Genomic DNA, 16,728 nt, shown 5'->3' on the forward strand with positions numbered 1-16,728 from the left:
ACTGCAGGCCTTTTTTGCGAGTGTCGGCAATCAGCCTTCGACGATCAGCTGCGCGCGCGGCGCATAGCCGTGGTTGAGGGGGCCGTGGCCCTGGCCGGTGTAGACCTCGGCTCCCGCCTCGATGGCGCCCAGGATATAGCGCCGCGCCTCGGTCACTGCGGCCTCCAGTGCCAGCCCCTGGGCCAGGAAGGAGGCAATCGCCGACGAAAGCGTGCAGCCCGTGCCATGGCCGTTATGGGTGACGATGCGCTGCGACTGCAGACGAAGATAGTCGCTGGCTTGCTGGCCTTGCCGACCCAGCACATCCATGACCAGATCGCCGCTCAGATGCCCGCCCTTGAGCAGCACCGCAGGCGCCCCCATGGCCAGCAGATCGGCCACGGCCGCATCCAGCGCTGCAATGCCGTCGATGCTGCGACCCAGCAGCAAAGCTGCTTCATCCAGATTGGGGGTAATCACCGTCGCCAGCGGGAACAGCTCCCGCACCAGCGCCTGGGCCGTCTCGGGAACGATCAGGCGATCGCCGCTGGTGGCCACCATCACGGGGTCCAGCACCACATTCCTGATCTGGTGGCGACGGATCGCATCCGCCACCACGCTCACCACATCGGGGGTTGCCAGCATGCCGATCTTGACCGCATCGACGCCTATGTCTTGCACAACGGCATCGATCTGGCCGCGCACGGTATCCAGCGGAATGCCGTGAATGCCCGTCACGCCCAGCGTGTTCTGCACGGTGATGGCCGTGATCGCCGTCATGCCATAGCAGCCCAGGGCCGCACAGGTCTTGAGATCGGCCTGGATGCCGGCGCCACCGCCGCTGTCCGAGCCGGCGATGGAGAGCACGCGTGCATAGCGCTTTTTTGCGGCGCCGGAGATAGAGGAAGGAGCAATCACTGTCATGGCAAAAATTATCGCCCATGCGCATGGTCAATGCGTGCTGTTTGCGGTTGTGCTGTAATGTCCAACGGACGAAACAGGGGTGTCCCGCAGGCAAGCAGCCTGTGCGGACTGAGAAACACCCTGGGGCTGCGCCAGCTGCCGGCTGCGCACCAGAGCACCATCCGTGCCCTGTGCCCCCTGCACCCGATCCAGGTCATGCTGGCGTGGGGAGTTTCACAAGCCGCAAGGCATGCCGCGTTTTGTCCTGCACATGGCCCTGTTCCTGTGTCCGGATGGAAAACGATTTGCACATGTCATTGCTACAAGCTTCTTCAAAGATCGCAATTCTCGGCGGCGGCCTCATGGGCCGCCTGCTGTCGCTGGCCCTGGCCCAGCGCGGTCACGCCATCGACCTCTATGACGCCCATGGCCCGCAAGGCGATGGCGCAGCCGCGCGCGTGGCGGCCGCCATGCTGGCGCCGCTGGCCGAGTCGGCCATTACCGAGCCCGGCGTGGTGCGCATGGGCCAGCATGGGCTCAAGCGCTGGCCCGAACTCATAGCCCAACTTGAGCAGCATGTGTTTCTGCAGCAGAACGGCACGCTGATTCTCTGGCACCGCCAGGATCAGGGCGACGCGGCACGCTTTTTCGGCCTGCTGGAAAAAAACCGGCGCATCAACCCCAGCCTGCCAGCCATGCAGGAGAAGACCGGCGCGGCGCTGCAGGACTGCGAGCCCGCACTGCAGGGACGCTTCAACCAGGCCGTCTACCTGCCCGGCGAAGGCCAGCTGGACAACCGCCAGCTGCTGACGGCGCTGGTCGACAAGCTCACCGCACTGGGCGTACAGCAGCACTGGGAGAGCCCGCGCGAAGTTGGCGACTTCCGCCCCGGCGAGGCTGGCCAGCCCGACTTCGTGTTCGACTGCCGGGGCCTGGGTGCCCGCACCCAATGGAAGCAGCTGCGCGGCATTCGCGGCGAAGTGGTGCGCATCCATGCGCCCGAAGTCACGCTGCAGCGCCCTACACGCCTGATCCATCCACGCTACCCCATCTATATCGCGCCCAAGGAAGACCATCTGTTCGTGATCGGCGCGACCGAGATCGAGTCCGACGATATGTCGCCGGCCAGCGTGCGCTCCACGCTGGAGCTGCTGAGCGCGGCCTATACCGTGCACTCCGGCTTTGCCGAAGGGCGGATTGTGGAAATCGCCACCCAGTGCCGCCCCACCCTGCCCGATAATCTGCCCGCCGTGCGTCTGCTGACTCCGCGCGTCATGGAAGTCAACGGCCTCTACCGTCACGGCTTCATGATCTCGCCCGCCATGCTGGACGTGGTGCTGGAGCTGCTGGACCACGACGACTCGCCGCTGGCGCGCGAGTTCGATGTCGCCGTGCATCGTGGCTGAACTGCGAGCCCGAACTTTGACGCACAGCACTTGCACCCCTGGCGCACGCAAGCGCCGCCGTGCAGAGGTTTAACTTAGCACCCGCTTTATTTTCCGTTTCATGCCATGAAGATCACTCTCAACCAGCAAGCCGCCGAGCTGCCAGCCCATGCCACCGTGGCCGATGCGCTGGCGCAGATGCAGGCCAAGCCCCCGTTTGCCGTGGCGGTCAACACGGTGTTTGTGCCCAAGACCCAATATGCCGTCCATGCACTCAACGAGGGCGACAGGATGGAAGTCATCTCTCCCGTCACCGGCGGATGAGATGAATCCCCCTGAGTCGCTACGCGCCTTCCCCCAAGGGGGACGACACCTGCGCTGCGAGGCGGCTCTTGCTGGGTGTCTCTCACTTGGGTCGTGCCTGTGCAATGGCTTGCTGATCAAAGATAAAGACCAATCATGAATACAAAAACTAACGACGACGCCCTGGTTCTCTACGGCCAGCGTTTTGAAAGCCGCTTGCTGCTGGGCACCTCGCGCTATCCCTCGCCCGCGATTCTCGAAGCGGCCGTGGAGCGCTCCAGGCCCGCCATGGTCACGGCCTCGCTGCGCCGTCAGGGCAGCAATGCCGCCGAGACCGGTGCCAGCTTCTGGGAGCTGCTGCGCAAGCTCAACGTGCCCGTGCTGCCCAACACGGCAGGCTGCATGACCATCCAGGAGGCGGTGACCACGGCCCAGATGGCGCGTGAAGTCTTCGACACACCCTGGATCAAGCTGGAGCTGATCGGTGACGACTACACGCTGCAGCCCGACACGCTCAATCTGGTGGAAGCGGCTTCCATCCTCATCAAGGACGGCTTCCAGGTCCTGCCCTACACCACCTACGACCTGGTGCTGTGCCAAAAGCTTGTCGACGTCGGCTGCCAGGCCGTCATGCCCTGGGCCGCGCCCATCGGCACCGGCCGCGGCCCCATCAACCCCTATGCCATGCAGATGCTGCGCGAGCGCCTGAAGGTGCCGCTGATCGTCGATGCCGGCCTGGGCCGTCCCTCCCACGCCTGCACCGTGATGGAGTGGGGCTATGACGCCGTGCTGCTGAACACCGCCGTGGCACTGTCCGAAGACCCCGTGGCCATGGCCGGCGCATTCTCCGATGCCGTCAATGCCGGTCACGCCGCCTGGCGCGCTGGCGCCATGGCAGAGCAAAATGCCGCCCAGCCCAGCACTCCCGTGCTGGGCACCCCTTTCTGGCATCAGGAATAAAGGTCGGCCCATGGACTCCGCAGAAACCAAGGCTCTGGCGCAAGCCATCGTCCACCAGCACAGTGCCAACTTTGGCGCCCAGCTGCACCATGATGCCAACTCGGTCGAGCTGACGCCACAGCCCGTGCCGCCCGCACTGCGCCAGGAACCCGCCTATCTGGCCGCGCTGGAGGCCTGCAGCCAGCTGGGCTTTATCGCCGTGGATGCGCAGACTCTGGCCCAGGCCTGGCAGTGCCAGAGCGAGCGCAACAATCACTTCGATGCCACCCACTGGCCTGACGACCCACGCGACTTCGGTCTCGGCAAGGCCGACCCGGCCCAGGCTTTTGCCCATTGCCCGCGCGAGCTGGGCCTGTATGGCGTGCTGCCCACGGCCGAATGGGTGGGCCGCATGGCCCGTGCTGGCGTGCCCACGGTGCAGCTGCGCTTCAAATCCGGCGACCAGGCCGCCGTGGCCCGTGAGGTCAAGGCGGCTGTTGAAGCCATCAAGGGCACGCACGCACGCCTTTTCATCAACGACCACTGGCAGGCCGCGCTGGACGCAGGCGCCTACGGCATCCATGTGGGTCAGGAAGATCTGGACGTCATCGGCCAGCGCGATCTGGAGAGCATCCGCACCTCGGGCACACGCTTGGGCGTCTCTACCCATGGCTACGCCGAGATGGTGCGCGCCCATGCTGTCCAGCCCAGCTATATCGCCCTGGGAGCGGTGTTCCCGACCACGCTCAAGAAGATGGCGACGGCCCCGCAAGGCCTGGCTCGTCTGGCGGCCTACGTGCGACTGATGCAGCAGTACCCGCTGGTGGCGATTGGCGGTATTTCCGAAGACCTGTTCCCCGCCGTGCGCGCCACGGGCGTGGGCTCGGTGGCCGTCGTACGTGCCCTGGTCAACGCCCCCGATCCAGAAGCAGCAGCCCAGCATCTGCTGCAGCGCATGCAGGCTGCTGCCTGAGCGCATCGAAGCGCATCGGCTTCCCATTCAATAGCCGCCGGCGCTTGATACACAGGCGCCGGCGGCTATTTTCATTGAGAGACTCAAAACTCCCGCCGCGCCAGACCTGACTGGCACAGAAAACACCGGAAACGACCAGAAAAAATGCCCGCAGCCAGCGGGCTTTTTTTCTGGAGCGCCGCTGCGCAGGCCGCATGGCTGCTGGGTTTTCTTGATTGGCGCAAGCCCTCTTCGCCGTAAAAGCGGACACACAGGTGACAACCCTGAGTCCATCAGCTTCGGCATGGCCGGTCCCACACGCGACAATGGGGCGGTTACCAGTCACGCATAAGACAGAACATGGACGAGCCAATTCTTAGTATGGAAGAACGTGAGGCGATCAACTCTGGTCGCTGGTTTTCATCCCTTTCGCCCTCTTTGCGGCACGACATTCTTCGATGCGCTTACGTCAAACGATACAAAGATGGCATGCTCATCTGCGCTCGCGGCGAACCGCCCGAGGAGTGGATTGCCTGTGCGCGTGGCGCGGTGCGGGTCAGCTCCACCTCCATCACGGGCAAGCAGATCACGCTGACCTATGTGGAGCCGGGCATCTGGTTCGGGGATGTGGCGATTCTGGATGGCGACAAGCGCACACACGACGCCTATGCACATGGCGAGACCACGCTGCTGTGCCTGACCAAGGCAGACTTCAGGCGCATTCTGGCCGAACATGTGGAGTTTTCCGAGGCGATCCTGCGCCTCAATGCGCGCCGTGTGCGCCAGCTCTACGGTCTGGTGGAAGATCTCAATACCTTGCCGCTGCGCGCGCGCCTGGCCAAGCAACTGCTGCACCTGACGCGCAGCTATGGCGTGATGAGCCTGTCGGACAGCAACGAGATCCGCATCGGCCTGCATCTGGCGCAGGAAGAGCTGGCGCAGTTGCTGGGTGCCTCGCGTCAGCGGGTCAACCAGGAGCTCAAGTCCATGGAGCGCGAGGAAGTCATTCGCATCGAGCCGGGTGGCCTCATCGTGCGCGACCGGGTGACGCTGCTGCGTATTGCCGACACCGACCACTGATTCACCCCCTGAGCGGCTTTGCCGGGGGCGCCCCCGCCGCTTCCCCCTCTCTCGCTTCGCTGCGCTTGCGGGAGGGGGACGATGCCATCGCCGCGAGGCGGCTCTTGCTCGGCATCTCTGGCTGGGATCGCGCCAGTTTTCACCTTCGTTTCTCGCTTCATTGCCGCGTTCTGCGGCAACTCTCCCCTTTCACGCATTCGCTCGCTGCGCCTTCGGCGCAGGGTGGCGGGCTGCGCCTTGCGCATCACAAATCGAACACAGGACTGAGACAGCATGAGCACTTATGACCATTTCGTCGGCACCCGCGCGGTTTCCGATCAGCATGCTTTTGACACCGATGCCATGGGTGCCTGGATGAGCGGGCATGTCCAGGGCTTTGAAGGTCCGCTGCAGGTGGAGATGTTCAAGGGCGGCCAGTCCAACCCCACCTACAAGCTGATCACGCCCGGCAAAAGCTATGTGATGCGTGCCAAGCCCGGGCCCGTGGCCAAGCTGCTGCCCTCTGCGCATGCGATCGAGCGCGAGTACCGCGTGATGAAAGGCCTGGCCGGCACCGATGTGCCCGTGCCGCATATGTATGCGCTGTGCGAAGACGAATCCGTCATCGGCCGCGCCTTCTACATCATGGAATTCATGGAGGGCCGTGTGCTCTGGGACCAGTCCCTGCCCGGCATGACGCCCGCCGAACGCGCAGCAATCTACGACGAGATGAACCGCGTGATCGCGGCCCTGCACAGCGTGAAGTTTGCCGAGCGCGGTCTGGCCGACTACGGCAAGAGCGGCAATTACTTCGAGCGCCAGATCGGTCGCTGGAGCAAGCAGTATGTGGCCTCCGTGACCCAGCCCATCCCCGAGATGGACAAGCTGATGGAATGGCTGCCCGCCCATATGCCGGCCAGTGCGCGCGACGAGGGCCGCGTCTCCATCGTGCATGGCGACTACCGCCTGGACAACCTGATGTTCCACCCCACAGAGCCGCGCGTGATCGCCGTGCTGGACTGGGAGCTGTCCACGCTGGGTCACCCGCTGGCCGATTTCAGCTACCACTGCATGAGCTGGCATATCCCGGCCGAGCTGGGCCGCGGCATCGCGGGCCTGGACATCGCGGGCCTGGGCATCCCCGCCGAGCACGATTACATGCAGCGCTACTGCCAGCGCACCGGCATTGCCGATGTGGCCACGCTGCAGCGCGACTGGAACTTCTACCTGGCCTACAACATGTTCCGCATCGCGGCCATCCTGCAAGGCATTGCCAAACGTGTCGAGGCCGGCACGGCCTCCAGCGCCCAGGCCAAGGCCTCGGGCGACACCGCCCGCCCCATGGCCGAGCTGGCCTGGTCCTTCGCTCAGCGCGCCTGACTTTCATCCACCACCACGCAATCAGCCCGTCCCACAACAAAAGGAGCACTCATGGACTTCGACTACTCGCCCAAAACCAAGGACCTGCAGCAGCGCCTGCTCAAGTTCATGGAAGAACACATCTACCCGGCGGAAAAGGAATATGCCGAGGAGATGCAGGCCAACACGGCCGCCGGCAAACGCTGGACGCCGCTGCAAACCATCGAAAAGCTCAAGCCCAAGGCCCAGGCCGCAGGCCTGTGGAATCTGTTCCTGCCCGTGGACAGCGCCGAGGCCTCGGGCTACCACGGCGCGGGCCTGACCAACCAGGAATACGCACCGCTGGCCGAAATCATGGGCCGCGTGCCATGGGCTTCCGAAGTCTTCAACTGCTCCGCGCCTGACACCGGCAATATGGAGACCATTGCCCGCTACGGCAGTGCCGAACTCAAGGAGCGCTGGCTCAAGCCCTTGCTGGAAGGCAAGATCCGCTCGGCCTTCGCCATGACCGAGCCCGAAGTCGCCTCCTCCGACGCCACCAACATCTGCACGCGCATCGAGCGCCAGGGCGACGAATACGTGATCAACGGCCACAAGTGGTGGATCTCGGGTGCCGGCGATCCACGCTGCCAGGTCTTCATCACCATGGGCAAGACCGACCCCGAAGCGGCCAAGCATTCGCAGCAGAGCATGATCATCATCCCGGCCGATGCCAAGGGCATCCGCATCGCGCGTCCGCTGAACGTGATGGGCTATGACGATGCGCCCCACGGCCACATGGAGATGTATTTCGAGAACGTGCGCGTTCCCGTCGGCAATATCTTGCTGGGCGAAGGGCGCGGCTTCGAGATCGCCCAGGGCCGCCTGGGCCCGGGCCGCATTCACCACTGCATGCGACTGATCGGCCTGGCCGAGCGCGCGCTGGAGCTGATGTGCAAGCGCGCCAGCAGCCGCGTGGCCTTCGGCAAGAGCGTGGCCCAGCAGACCGTGACACAGGAGCGCATTGCCGAAGCGCGCTGCAAGATCGACATGGCGCGCCTGCTCACGCTCAAGGCCGCCTGGCTGATGGATGTGGCCGGCAACAAGGTGGCCAGGACCGAGATCGCCATGATCAAGGTCGTCGCCCCCAGCATGGCCTGCCAGGTCATCGACTGGGCGATGCAGGTCCACGGTGGCGGCGGCATGTGCGACGACTTCCCGCTGGCCTATGCCTATGCCGCAGCCCGCACGCTGCGCTTTGCAGACGGCCCCGACGAGGTGCACCGCAACGCGATTGCCAAGTGGGAGCTGGGCAAATACGGCAGCTACGGCAAGAACGCCGAAGTGCCCATCACGCGCGGCGGATGATGCGGGACAGCGGTAGCACATCGCGCCGCTGCTGCTCCCCGGAAACAAAAACACCCCGTCAGCCACGGCTGCGGGGTGTTTTTGTTTCGAAGGCAGACTTGTTATTCGCTATTAATAAAGAAGCTTATATCGCCCTGCATCAAACGATTTCAGATATAAAACATCTTGAAATTCAATGAATACATGCGATAAATGCTTCTTAATCAATAGCAGAATGGCTAGCAGCACCGGGACCGGCACCGCATGCCCGTACCGTGCTTAGAAGCTCTCCCACTCTCCATCGTCTGCCGTTGCGGCTTTTTGCGGCTGGGGCGCTGCTGCGCTTTTCGCCGAGCTCAGGACCGGCGGCTTGCTCGCCGCCGACATCACGGGGCGCTTGAGCGCAGTCGACTGGGCCCTGACCGGAGCCGAGACCTTGATGGCGGCCCTGGCAGGCGCGGGCTTGAACGTGGCTGGCGCGGCCTGCAGGCCGGACTGGGCGCCGAGCTTGAAGAAGCTCACCGTCTCGGCCAGCGCGGCGGCCTGGCCGCGCAGTGCGTCGGTCGCGGCTGCGGCCTCCTCCACCAGGGCGGCGTTCTGCTGGGTCATCTGATCCATCTGCGTCACGGCCTGGTTGACCTGCTCGATGCCCGAGGTCTGCTGGTGGCTGGCCACCGAGATCTCACCCATGATGTCGGTGACACGGCGCACGCTCATCACGATCTCCTCCATGGTCTTGCCGGCCTCGTCGACCTGGGTGCTGCCTTCCTGCACCTTGCTCACGGAGTCGTCGATCAGCTGCTTGATCTGCTTGGCCGCCTCGGCCGAGCGCTGGGCCAGGGTGCGCACTTCGGAGGCCACTACGGCAAAGCCGCGGCCCTGGTCGCCCGCACGGGCCGCTTCCACCGCTGCGTTCAGCGCCAGAATATTGGTCTGGAAGGCGATGGAGTCGATCACGCCGATGATGTCCACGATCTTGCGCGAGGACTCGTTGATGGCCGACATGGTCTGCACCACCTGGGCCACGGTGGCACCGCCGCGCACGGCCACCTGCGATGCGGCAGAGGCCATCTGGTTGGCCTGCTGGGCGTTGCCGGCATTTTGCTGCACGGTGGCGGTCAGCTCTTCCATCGAGGCCGCCGTCTGCTCCAGCGAGCTGGCCTGCTCTTCGGTGCGCGAGGACAGATCCTGGTTGCCGCTGGCAATCTGGCTGCTGGCCGAGGCGATCGAGTCCGTGCCCTGGCGCACCTGGCCCACGATGCGCTGCAGGCTTGTGTTCATGCCCTTGAGCGCCTGCAGCAGCTGGCCCACTTCATCGCGGCTTTGCACGGTGATGCTGGCGCTCAGATCGCCTGCGGCCACGGACTGCGCCAACTGCACTGCCGACTGCAGCGGACGCGAGATGGAGCGCGCGATCAGCACTGCCAGCGCCACGCCGATGGCGATGGAGCCCAGCAGCAGCGCCATCACCCACCAGCGGGCAGCGGCATACAGGTCGTCGCCCGCCTGGTTGGTTTCCTCGGTGGCCTGGTAGTTGATCTCGCTGAGCGCATCCAGACGGGTGTTGATGCCGCGGCTGATCTTCAGCGACTCGCCGCGCAAAATCTCGCTGGCGTCATCGTTGAGCAACTGATGGGACAGATCCACCACCTTGGCCGTCTGCACGGCATAGGCCTTGAGATCCTCGCCGATCTCGGCCAGCAGTGCCCGCTCCTTGTCGGTCTTCACATACTTGGCATAGGACTGCTGGTTCTGGACCAGTTCGTCCCAGAGCTTGGGCATGCTCTTGTCATACACCGCCATTTCCTCGGACGACTGCGCCATCACATGCTGCATGGTCTGCGAGCGATAGCGCTGCAGCTGATAGCGCATGTCCTGCAGGTTGCGCGCCGCCGGCAGCCACTGGCGCGCCAGATCGGTGGCCGTGGCATTGACACGCTCCATCTGTACCAGGCCGTACAGACCCGATACCGCGCTGATCAGCAGGATCAGCACAAAAGACACCAGCAGCTTGTTGGCCAGCTTGAGGTTGCGAAAGAAGTTCATGGGGGATGGGGGGCCTGGGCGACCTGGAAGGTCTGGCACCTGCGAGATGGGAAGTAGGAAGAACGGTCAGAAAAGCGCGTGCACACTGCGCGCGCCTGCGAATTCTATGCAGTATTTGTTACCTCGAGTAACGGCATCCATGAATAAAACCGATGGGGGTATCAGGGACATAGCGGGGATCAAAAAGACACCCCGATGACTCACGCAAAAGCCCTGTCAAAGGCCATTGCATCCCCACAGCCGTTTGGCATGAGAAAATCACCCGTTATTTATCAGCAAGAACAACGGATTCACCATGGAAGCAGAACGCGTCAACTCTATCGGCAACACCCTCCAAGATCTGTCCGAGCGCACGGCAGATCTCCGGAGGTATCTTTGACTACGATGCCAAGTACGAACGTCTGCGCACGGTAAACGCCTCGCTGGAAGACCCGGCCGTCTGGAACGACCCCAAGAAGGCGCAGGAGCTGGGCAAGGAAAAGAAGTCGCTCGACTCCGTCGTGCTGACGCTGGAGAAGCTCACCACCGAGCTGGCCGACAACGTCGAGCTGTTCGAGATGAGCAAGGAAGAAGGCGATGATGCCGGCCTCGAGACCATCGAAGCCGAAACCGCCAAGCTCAAGCCGCTGATCGAGGAGCTCGAGTTCCGCCGCATGTTCGGCGGCGAAGCCGACCCGCTCAACTGCTTCATCGACATCCAGGCCGGCGCCGGCGGCACCGAGGCCTGCGACTGGGCCAGCATGCTGCTGCGCCAGTACCTGAAGTACGCCGAACGCAAGGGCTTCAAGGCCACGGTCGAAGAAGAGACTCCGGGCGACGTAGCCGGCATCAAGAGCGCCACCATCAAGGTCGAAGGCGAGTATGCCTATGGCCTGCTGCGCACCGAAACCGGCGTTCACCGCCTGGTGCGCAAGTCGCCCTTCGACAGCTCGGGCGGCCGTCACACCAGCTTTTCCTCGCTGTTCGTCTATCCCGAGATCGATGACTCCATCGAGATCAACATCAATCCGTCGGACGTGCGCACCGACACCTACCGCGCCTCGGGCGCCGGCGGTCAGCACATCAACAAGACTGACTCGGCCGTGCGCCTGACCCACATCCCCACGGGCATCGTGGTGCAGTGCCAGGACGGCCGCTCGCAGCACAGCAACCGTGACGTGGCATGGCAGCGCCTGCGCTCCAGGCTGTACGACTTCGAGATGCGCAAGCGCATGGAAGAGCAGCAAAAGCTCGAGGACACCAAGACCGATGTGGGCTGGGGTCACCAGATCCGCTCCTATGTGCTGGACAACAGCCGCATCAAGGACTTGCGCACCAACGTTGAAGTCTCGGCCACCCAGAAGGTGCTGGACGGCGACCTGGACGTGTTTATCGAAGCCTCGCTCAAGCAAGGCCTCTGATCCTAGAAAGGAATCGATATGCTGCAACTGCGTGACGGGCAAGCCCCGGCCACCGCGATTTATCGTGCCGACTACGAGGCCCCGGCCTGGTGGATCGACACGGTGGACCTGACTTTTGACCTGGACCCGGCCAAGACGCGCGTGCTCAGCAAGATGCGCGTGCGCCGCAACCCCGAGGTGCCGGCACAGGCGCTGCGCCTGGACGGTGACGAGCTGAATCTGGCGCGGGTGATGGTCAACGGCGGTGGTACCTCCTTCAAGATGGATGGCGACCAGCTGGTGCTGGAGAACCTGCCCGAGGGCAACGAGCCCGTGGAGCTGGAGATCTTCACCACCTGCGCCCCCATCAAGAACACCAAGCTCATGGGCTTGTATGTGAGCGAGGACACGTTCTTCACGCAGTGCGAGGCAGAAGGTTTCCGCCGCATCACCTACTTCCTGGACCGCCCTGACGTGATGGCCATGTACACCGTCACGCTGCGCGCCAGCAAGGCCCAGTACCCGGTGCTGCTGTCCAACGGCAATCTGGTGGAGTCCGGCGATCTGGAGGACGGCCGCCACTTTGCCAAGTGGGTCGATCCGCACAAGAAGCCCAGCTATCTGTTTGCACTGGTGGCCGGCAATCTGGTGGCCCGCGAGCAGAAGATCAAGAGCCGTGCCGGCCGCGATCACCTGCTGCAGGTCTATGTGCGCCCCGGCGACCTCGAAAAGACCGAGCACGCCATGAACTCCCTCATGCACTCCGTTGCATGGGACGAGGCCCGCTTTGGCCTGAGCCTGGATCTGGACCGCTTCATGATCGTCGCCACCAGCGACTTCAACATGGGCGCCATGGAGAACAAGGGTCTGAACATCTTCAATACCAAGTATGTTCTGGCCAGCCAGGCCACCGCCACCGACACCGATTACGCCAATATCGAATCCGTCGTCGGACACGAATACTTCCATAACTGGACCGGTGACCGCGTCACCTGCCGCGACTGGTTCCAGCTGAGTCTCAAGGAAGGCCTGACGGTATTCCGCGATCAGGAGTTCAGCATGGACATGGCGGGCACGGCTTCGGCCCGCGCCGTCAAGCGCATCGACGATGTGCGCGTGCTGCGCACCGTGCAGTTCCCCGAGGATGCCGGCCCCATGGCCCACCCCGTGCGCCCCGACAGCTATATCGAAATCAACAACTTCTACACGGTCACGATCTACGAAAAAGGTGCGGAAGTCGTGCGCATGCAGCACAACCTGGTCGGCCGCGAAGGCTTTGCCAAGGGCATGAAGCTGTACTTCGAGCGCCATGACGGCCAAGCCGTGACCTGCGACGACTTCTCGCAAGCCATTGCCGACGCCAACCCCGACTCTCCCCTGGCCCTGCATCTGCAGCAGTTCCGCCGCTGGTACAGCCAGGCCGGCACGCCCGTGCTCAAGGCCGTGGGCCAGTACGATGCCGACGCCCGGACCTATACGCTGACGCTGTCGCAAAGCTGCGCGCCCACCGTGGGTCAGGCCGAGAAACTGCCGTTCGTCATTCCCGTGCAAATGGGTCTGCTCACGGCCAGCGGCCAGCCCATCGCCCTGCAATTGCAAGGCGAGGATGCGGTCCAGGCAGTCGCCAGCCGCATGCTGGTGCTAACCGAAGCCGAACAGCGCTTTGTCTTCAGCAATGTGAGCGAAGCTCCCGTGCCCTCGCTGCTGCGCAGCTTCAGTGCCCCCGTGGTGCTGGAGCATGAATTCAGCGATGCCGATCTGCTGACCCTGCTGGCCCATGACAGCGACCCGTTCAACCAATGGGAAGCCAGCCAGCGCCTGGGCCTGCGCTATGCACTCAAGGCGATCGCTGCCAGCGGCGACGCCAACGCCGAGATCTTGCCGGCAGACTTCATCGAAGCCATGCGCCGCGTGCTGCGTGACGACAAGCTGGATGCCGCGTTCAAGGACCTGGTGCTCACGCTGCCGTCCGAGAGCTATATCGCCGAGCAACTGGCCGAGGTTGATCCGCAGCGCGTTCATGCCGTGCGCGAAGCCATGATCTTGCAGCTGGCGAGTGCCCTGCAGCCCGAGTGGGAAGCAGCTTGGGAGGCCAACCGCGACACCGGCGCCTACCGCCCCGACCATGTCAGCGCCGGCCGCCGTGCTCTTGCAGGCCGCGCCCTGTCCATGCTGTGCCTGCAGGCCGCCCGGACTGGCGACACGGTCTGGCCCGGCAAGGCCTACCAGCGCTGCAAGGACGCCGGCAATATGACGGACCGCATGGCGGCCCTCTCCGCCCTGGTCTACAGCGCCAGCCCCCTGGCCGAGCAGGCGTTGCAGCGTTTCCACGCCCTGTTCAAGCAGGATGCACTGGTGCTGGACAAATGGTTTGCACTGCAGGGCGCAGCCAGCGACCGCGGCGGCGATGTGCTTCCGGCCGTCAAGGCGCTGATGAAGCATGCCGACTTCCAGATCAAGAATCCCAACCGCGCACGCAGCCTGATCTTCAGCTACTGCAACAATGCTGGCGCCTTCCATCGCGCCGATGCGGCGGGCTATGTGTTCTGGGCCGATCGCGTAATCGAGATCGACGGTATCAACCCCCAGGTGGCCTCCCGCCTGGCCCGGGTCATGGACCGCTGGAAAAAACTGGCCGAGCCCTACCGCTCTGCAGCCCGCGAAGCCATTGCCCGCGTGGCAGCCAAGCCCGATCTGTCCAACGATGTGCGCGAGGTCATCACCCGCGCCCTGGCGGACTGATGGACCTGCACATGCTTGCCCGACGCACGGCCCGGGGCTTCCAGGCCCTTGCCGTCGCTGCGGCGAGCATGTCGCTGGGCGCGGCAGCCAAACCCGATGCAGGATTCCAAACCCGTTTCGCGCCCTTGTACGCCACCGTCTTCAGCGAAGGCGGCAGCTTCAGCGGACGCGCCATGAGTGCCGATCTGCAGGCACTGGAGCCGTTGTTGAAAAAACCCGGAGTCGTTGCTCGCGACGCCTTCCGGCTCTACTACACACAGGCCAGCGTCTATGCGCGCCGCGGCATGTCCAAGGAGGCCGCCAAGGCAGCCAGCACAGCGCTGACCGCTTTGCCCGCCCCCCAGACAGACCCTGAGCTGTCCTATGCGCAGTTCTTCCTGCGCTATTCCAGCATCCGCTGGCTGGCGGATGCTGGACAGCACGCGGCAGCGCTCAAGCAGGTCAAGGCCCTTCAGGCTCAATACCCGCTGCAGCAGATTGCCGGCCTGCCCGCCGAGATGCGCTGGGATGAAAGCGCGAAACCCGCACGGGCTCTGGATTTTCCGAGCCAGATGCAGATTCTCGGCATCTACGAGGACGAAGGCTATCTGCTGCATGAGTTGGGGCGATTCCGCGAAGCCAGGCAGGCCAATGAGCGGCTGCTGCCCGTGGCGCGCGAACGCCTCAACGACATGGGCAAGCTGCAGCAGATACGTGGTGTGCTCACCAACATTGCGCAAAATTGCTATGAGCTGGGCGACCTGAAGCAGGCTGGTGCCTACCTTCAGGAGCGCCTGCAGATTGCGCAAACGGCACAAGACCATGCCTCCGTCTACGACAGCTATTTCCAGCTCATGGTACTTGCCCATGAGCAAAAGCAGGAACCGCAGGCCCGCCAATGGCTGGCCCGCTATGAACAATACGCGCTAGACCAGAAAGACAGCGAGCAGCAAACCCGCGCCAGGGAGCTGCTGGCGGAACTGGAGCAGCGCACCACGGGGCATCGTCCGTGAATGCGGACGCCCTGCCCTGTTTTCTGTCCATTTCAGATTTGCATCGAATTTCAAGGAGTTGAAACATGAAGAAAAACATCAGCCTGACCCGCTATCTGGTCGAGCAGCAACGCGTGGACGGGCTCATCCCCGGCCAGCTGCGTCTGCTGCTGGAAGTGGTGGCCCGCGCCTGCAAGCGCATCAGCTTTGCCGTGAACAAGGGTGAACTCGGCGACGTCATGGGCACGGCCGGCAGCGAGAATGTGCAGGGTGAAGTGCAGAAAAAGCTGGACATCATCGCCAACGAAACCCTGATCGAAGCCAATGAGTGGGGCGGCCACCTGGCAGCCATGGCTTCGGAAGAAATGGAAGGCATCTATGTGGTGCCCAACCGCTATCCCCAAGGCGAGTACCTGCTGATGTTCGATCCCCTGGACGGCTCGTCCAACATCGACATCAACATGTCCATCGGTACCATCTTCAGCGTGCTCAAGAAGCCCGAAGGCCACCCCGGCGTGCATGACAGCGACTTCATGCAGCCCGGCACCCAGCAAGTGGCGGCCGGCTACTGCATCTACGGCCCCCAGACCACCCTCGTGCTGACCGTGGGCGACGGCGTCTCCATGTTCACGCTGGACCGAGAGCAAGGCTCGTTCGTGCTCATCGAGGAAAACGTCAAGATCCCCGAAGACACCAAGGAATTCGCCATCAACATGTCCAATATGCGTCACTGGGACGCCCCCGTGAAGCGCTATGTGGACGAATGCCTGGCCGGCGCCGACGGCCCGCGCGGCAAGAACTTCAATATGCGCTGGGTGGCGGCCATGGTGGCCGACGTGCACCGCATCCTGTGCCGCGGCGGCATCTTCATGTACCCCTGGGACAAGCGCGAGCCGCAAAAGGCCGGCAAGCTGCGCCTGATGTACGAAGCCAACCCCATGAGCTGGCTGGTCGAACAGGCCGGCGGCATGGCTACCAACGGCCGCCAGCGCATCCTCGACATCCAGCCCACACAACTGCACGAGCGTGTGAGCGTCGTCCTCGGCTCCAAGAACGAAGTGGAACGCGTGACCGGCTACCACCTTGAGGCCGACGAAAAAGCGCTATAATTTGTAGCTTATCGCCGGTGTAGCTCAGTCGGTAGAGCAGCTCATTCGTAATGAGAAGGTCGCGTGTTCGATTCATGTCTCCGGCACCAAGTAAATAAAGGAAAGCCCGCTATTTAAAAGATAGCGGGCTTTCTGCTTTTTCAGGTCATGCATCCCCTATGCATCCAGCGGTACATAGTTTTGTATTGACCCAGCAGAACCTGCACAGGTCAGGCCGCTAATGCGAATGCCTCAGCGGGTGTTCTCATGTTCAACGCCTGATGCGGGCGTCGGTGG

General features: G+C 63.5%; 13 protein-coding genes, 1 tRNA gene and 1 riboswitch. Of the genes, 12 read left to right on the forward strand and 2 right to left on the reverse strand.

Annotation, left to right across the window (positions count from 1 at the left end; all coding sequences use genetic code 11):
* Positions 1-30: 30 nt before the first annotated feature.
* Positions 31-903 carry a bifunctional hydroxymethylpyrimidine kinase/phosphomethylpyrimidine kinase gene (gene thiD, locus FSY59_RS21665; protein ID WP_003053709.1) on the reverse strand — a complete coding sequence of 291 codons (873 nt, stop codon included), beginning with the start codon at positions 901-903 and terminating at the stop codon, positions 31-33.
* Positions 904-968: 65 nt separating this feature from the next.
* A riboswitch (TPP riboswitch) is annotated at positions 969-1,130 on the forward strand.
* A gap of 63 nt (positions 1,131-1,193) precedes the next feature.
* Between thiD and FSY59_RS21670 the strand changes: the two genes are divergently transcribed.
* The 7 genes from FSY59_RS21670 (at position 1,194) to FSY59_RS21700 (ending at position 8,226) form a co-directional block, all read left to right on the forward strand.
* Entirely contained in the window at positions 1,194-2,288 is a 1,095-nt protein-coding gene (locus tag FSY59_RS21670) for an FAD-dependent oxidoreductase (protein ID WP_019042493.1), read from the forward strand.
* A gap of 105 nt (positions 2,289-2,393) precedes the next feature.
* Positions 2,394-2,591 carry a sulfur carrier protein ThiS gene (gene thiS, locus FSY59_RS21675; protein ID WP_148729649.1) on the forward strand — a complete coding sequence of 66 codons (198 nt, stop codon included), beginning with the start codon at positions 2,394-2,396 and terminating at the stop codon, positions 2,589-2,591.
* A gap of 135 nt (positions 2,592-2,726) precedes the next feature.
* Positions 2,727-3,530 carry a thiazole synthase gene (locus FSY59_RS21680; RefSeq protein WP_148729650.1) on the forward strand — a complete coding sequence of 268 codons (804 nt, stop codon included), beginning with the start codon at positions 2,727-2,729 and terminating at the stop codon, positions 3,528-3,530.
* A gap of 10 nt (positions 3,531-3,540) precedes the next feature.
* The gene (gene thiE, locus FSY59_RS21685; RefSeq protein ID WP_148729651.1) at positions 3,541-4,482 is read left to right on the forward strand and encodes a thiamine phosphate synthase; all 942 of its coding nucleotides are present in this window, start codon (positions 3,541-3,543) and stop codon (positions 4,480-4,482) included.
* Between the two features lie 339 nt (positions 4,483-4,821).
* A complete protein-coding gene (locus FSY59_RS21690) occupies positions 4,822-5,541 on the forward strand; it encodes a Crp/Fnr family transcriptional regulator (protein ID WP_029158393.1) in 720 nt (239 codons plus the stop codon).
* Positions 5,542-5,814: 273 nt separating this feature from the next.
* Positions 5,815-6,900 carry a phosphotransferase gene (locus tag FSY59_RS21695; protein WP_019042490.1) on the forward strand — a complete coding sequence of 362 codons (1,086 nt, stop codon included), beginning with the start codon at positions 5,815-5,817 and terminating at the stop codon, positions 6,898-6,900.
* 51 nt (positions 6,901-6,951) lie between these two features.
* Entirely contained in the window at positions 6,952-8,226 is a 1,275-nt protein-coding gene (locus tag FSY59_RS21700) for an acyl-CoA dehydrogenase family protein (RefSeq protein WP_003053697.1), read from the forward strand.
* Between the two features lie 258 nt (positions 8,227-8,484).
* Here the strand turns inward: FSY59_RS21700 and FSY59_RS21705 are convergent, their stop codons facing one another.
* Positions 8,485-10,251: a methyl-accepting chemotaxis protein gene (locus FSY59_RS21705; protein WP_148729652.1), complete on the reverse strand. Its 1,767-nt coding sequence runs from the start codon at positions 10,249-10,251 to the stop codon at positions 8,485-8,487.
* 295 nt (positions 10,252-10,546) lie between these two features.
* On the opposite strand from FSY59_RS21705, the gene prfB reads away from it, so the two are divergent.
* From prfB to FSY59_RS21730, 5 genes are all read left to right on the forward strand, one after another.
* A protein-coding gene (gene prfB, locus FSY59_RS21710) for a peptide chain release factor 2 (RefSeq protein ID WP_141567813.1) occupies positions 10,547-11,651 on the forward strand; the annotation gives its coding sequence in 2 pieces (ribosomal slippage) (positions 10,547-10,627 and positions 10,629-11,651; 1,104 coding nt in all).
* An 18-nt stretch (positions 11,652-11,669) separates the two neighbouring features.
* The gene (gene pepN, locus FSY59_RS21715; RefSeq protein ID WP_019042488.1) at positions 11,670-14,372 is read left to right on the forward strand and encodes an aminopeptidase N; all 2,703 of its coding nucleotides are present in this window, start codon (positions 11,670-11,672) and stop codon (positions 14,370-14,372) included.
* A gap of 11 nt (positions 14,373-14,383) precedes the next feature.
* Complete coding sequence (locus FSY59_RS21720) at positions 14,384-15,364, forward strand: hypothetical protein (RefSeq protein WP_255439643.1); 981 nt, start codon at positions 14,384-14,386, stop codon at positions 15,362-15,364.
* Between the two features lie 65 nt (positions 15,365-15,429).
* Entirely contained in the window at positions 15,430-16,452 is a 1,023-nt protein-coding gene (locus FSY59_RS21725) for a class 1 fructose-bisphosphatase (RefSeq protein WP_003053692.1), read from the forward strand.
* Between the two features lie 13 nt (positions 16,453-16,465).
* A tRNA-Thr gene (locus tag FSY59_RS21730) sits at positions 16,466-16,541 on the forward strand.
* Positions 16,542-16,728 lie beyond the last annotated feature (187 nt).

Origin of the sequence: Comamonas sp. Z3, assembly GCF_008121565.1 — a bacterium.
In the GTDB taxonomy this organism is placed as follows: domain Bacteria; phylum Pseudomonadota; class Gammaproteobacteria; order Burkholderiales; family Burkholderiaceae_C; genus Comamonas; species Comamonas brasiliensis.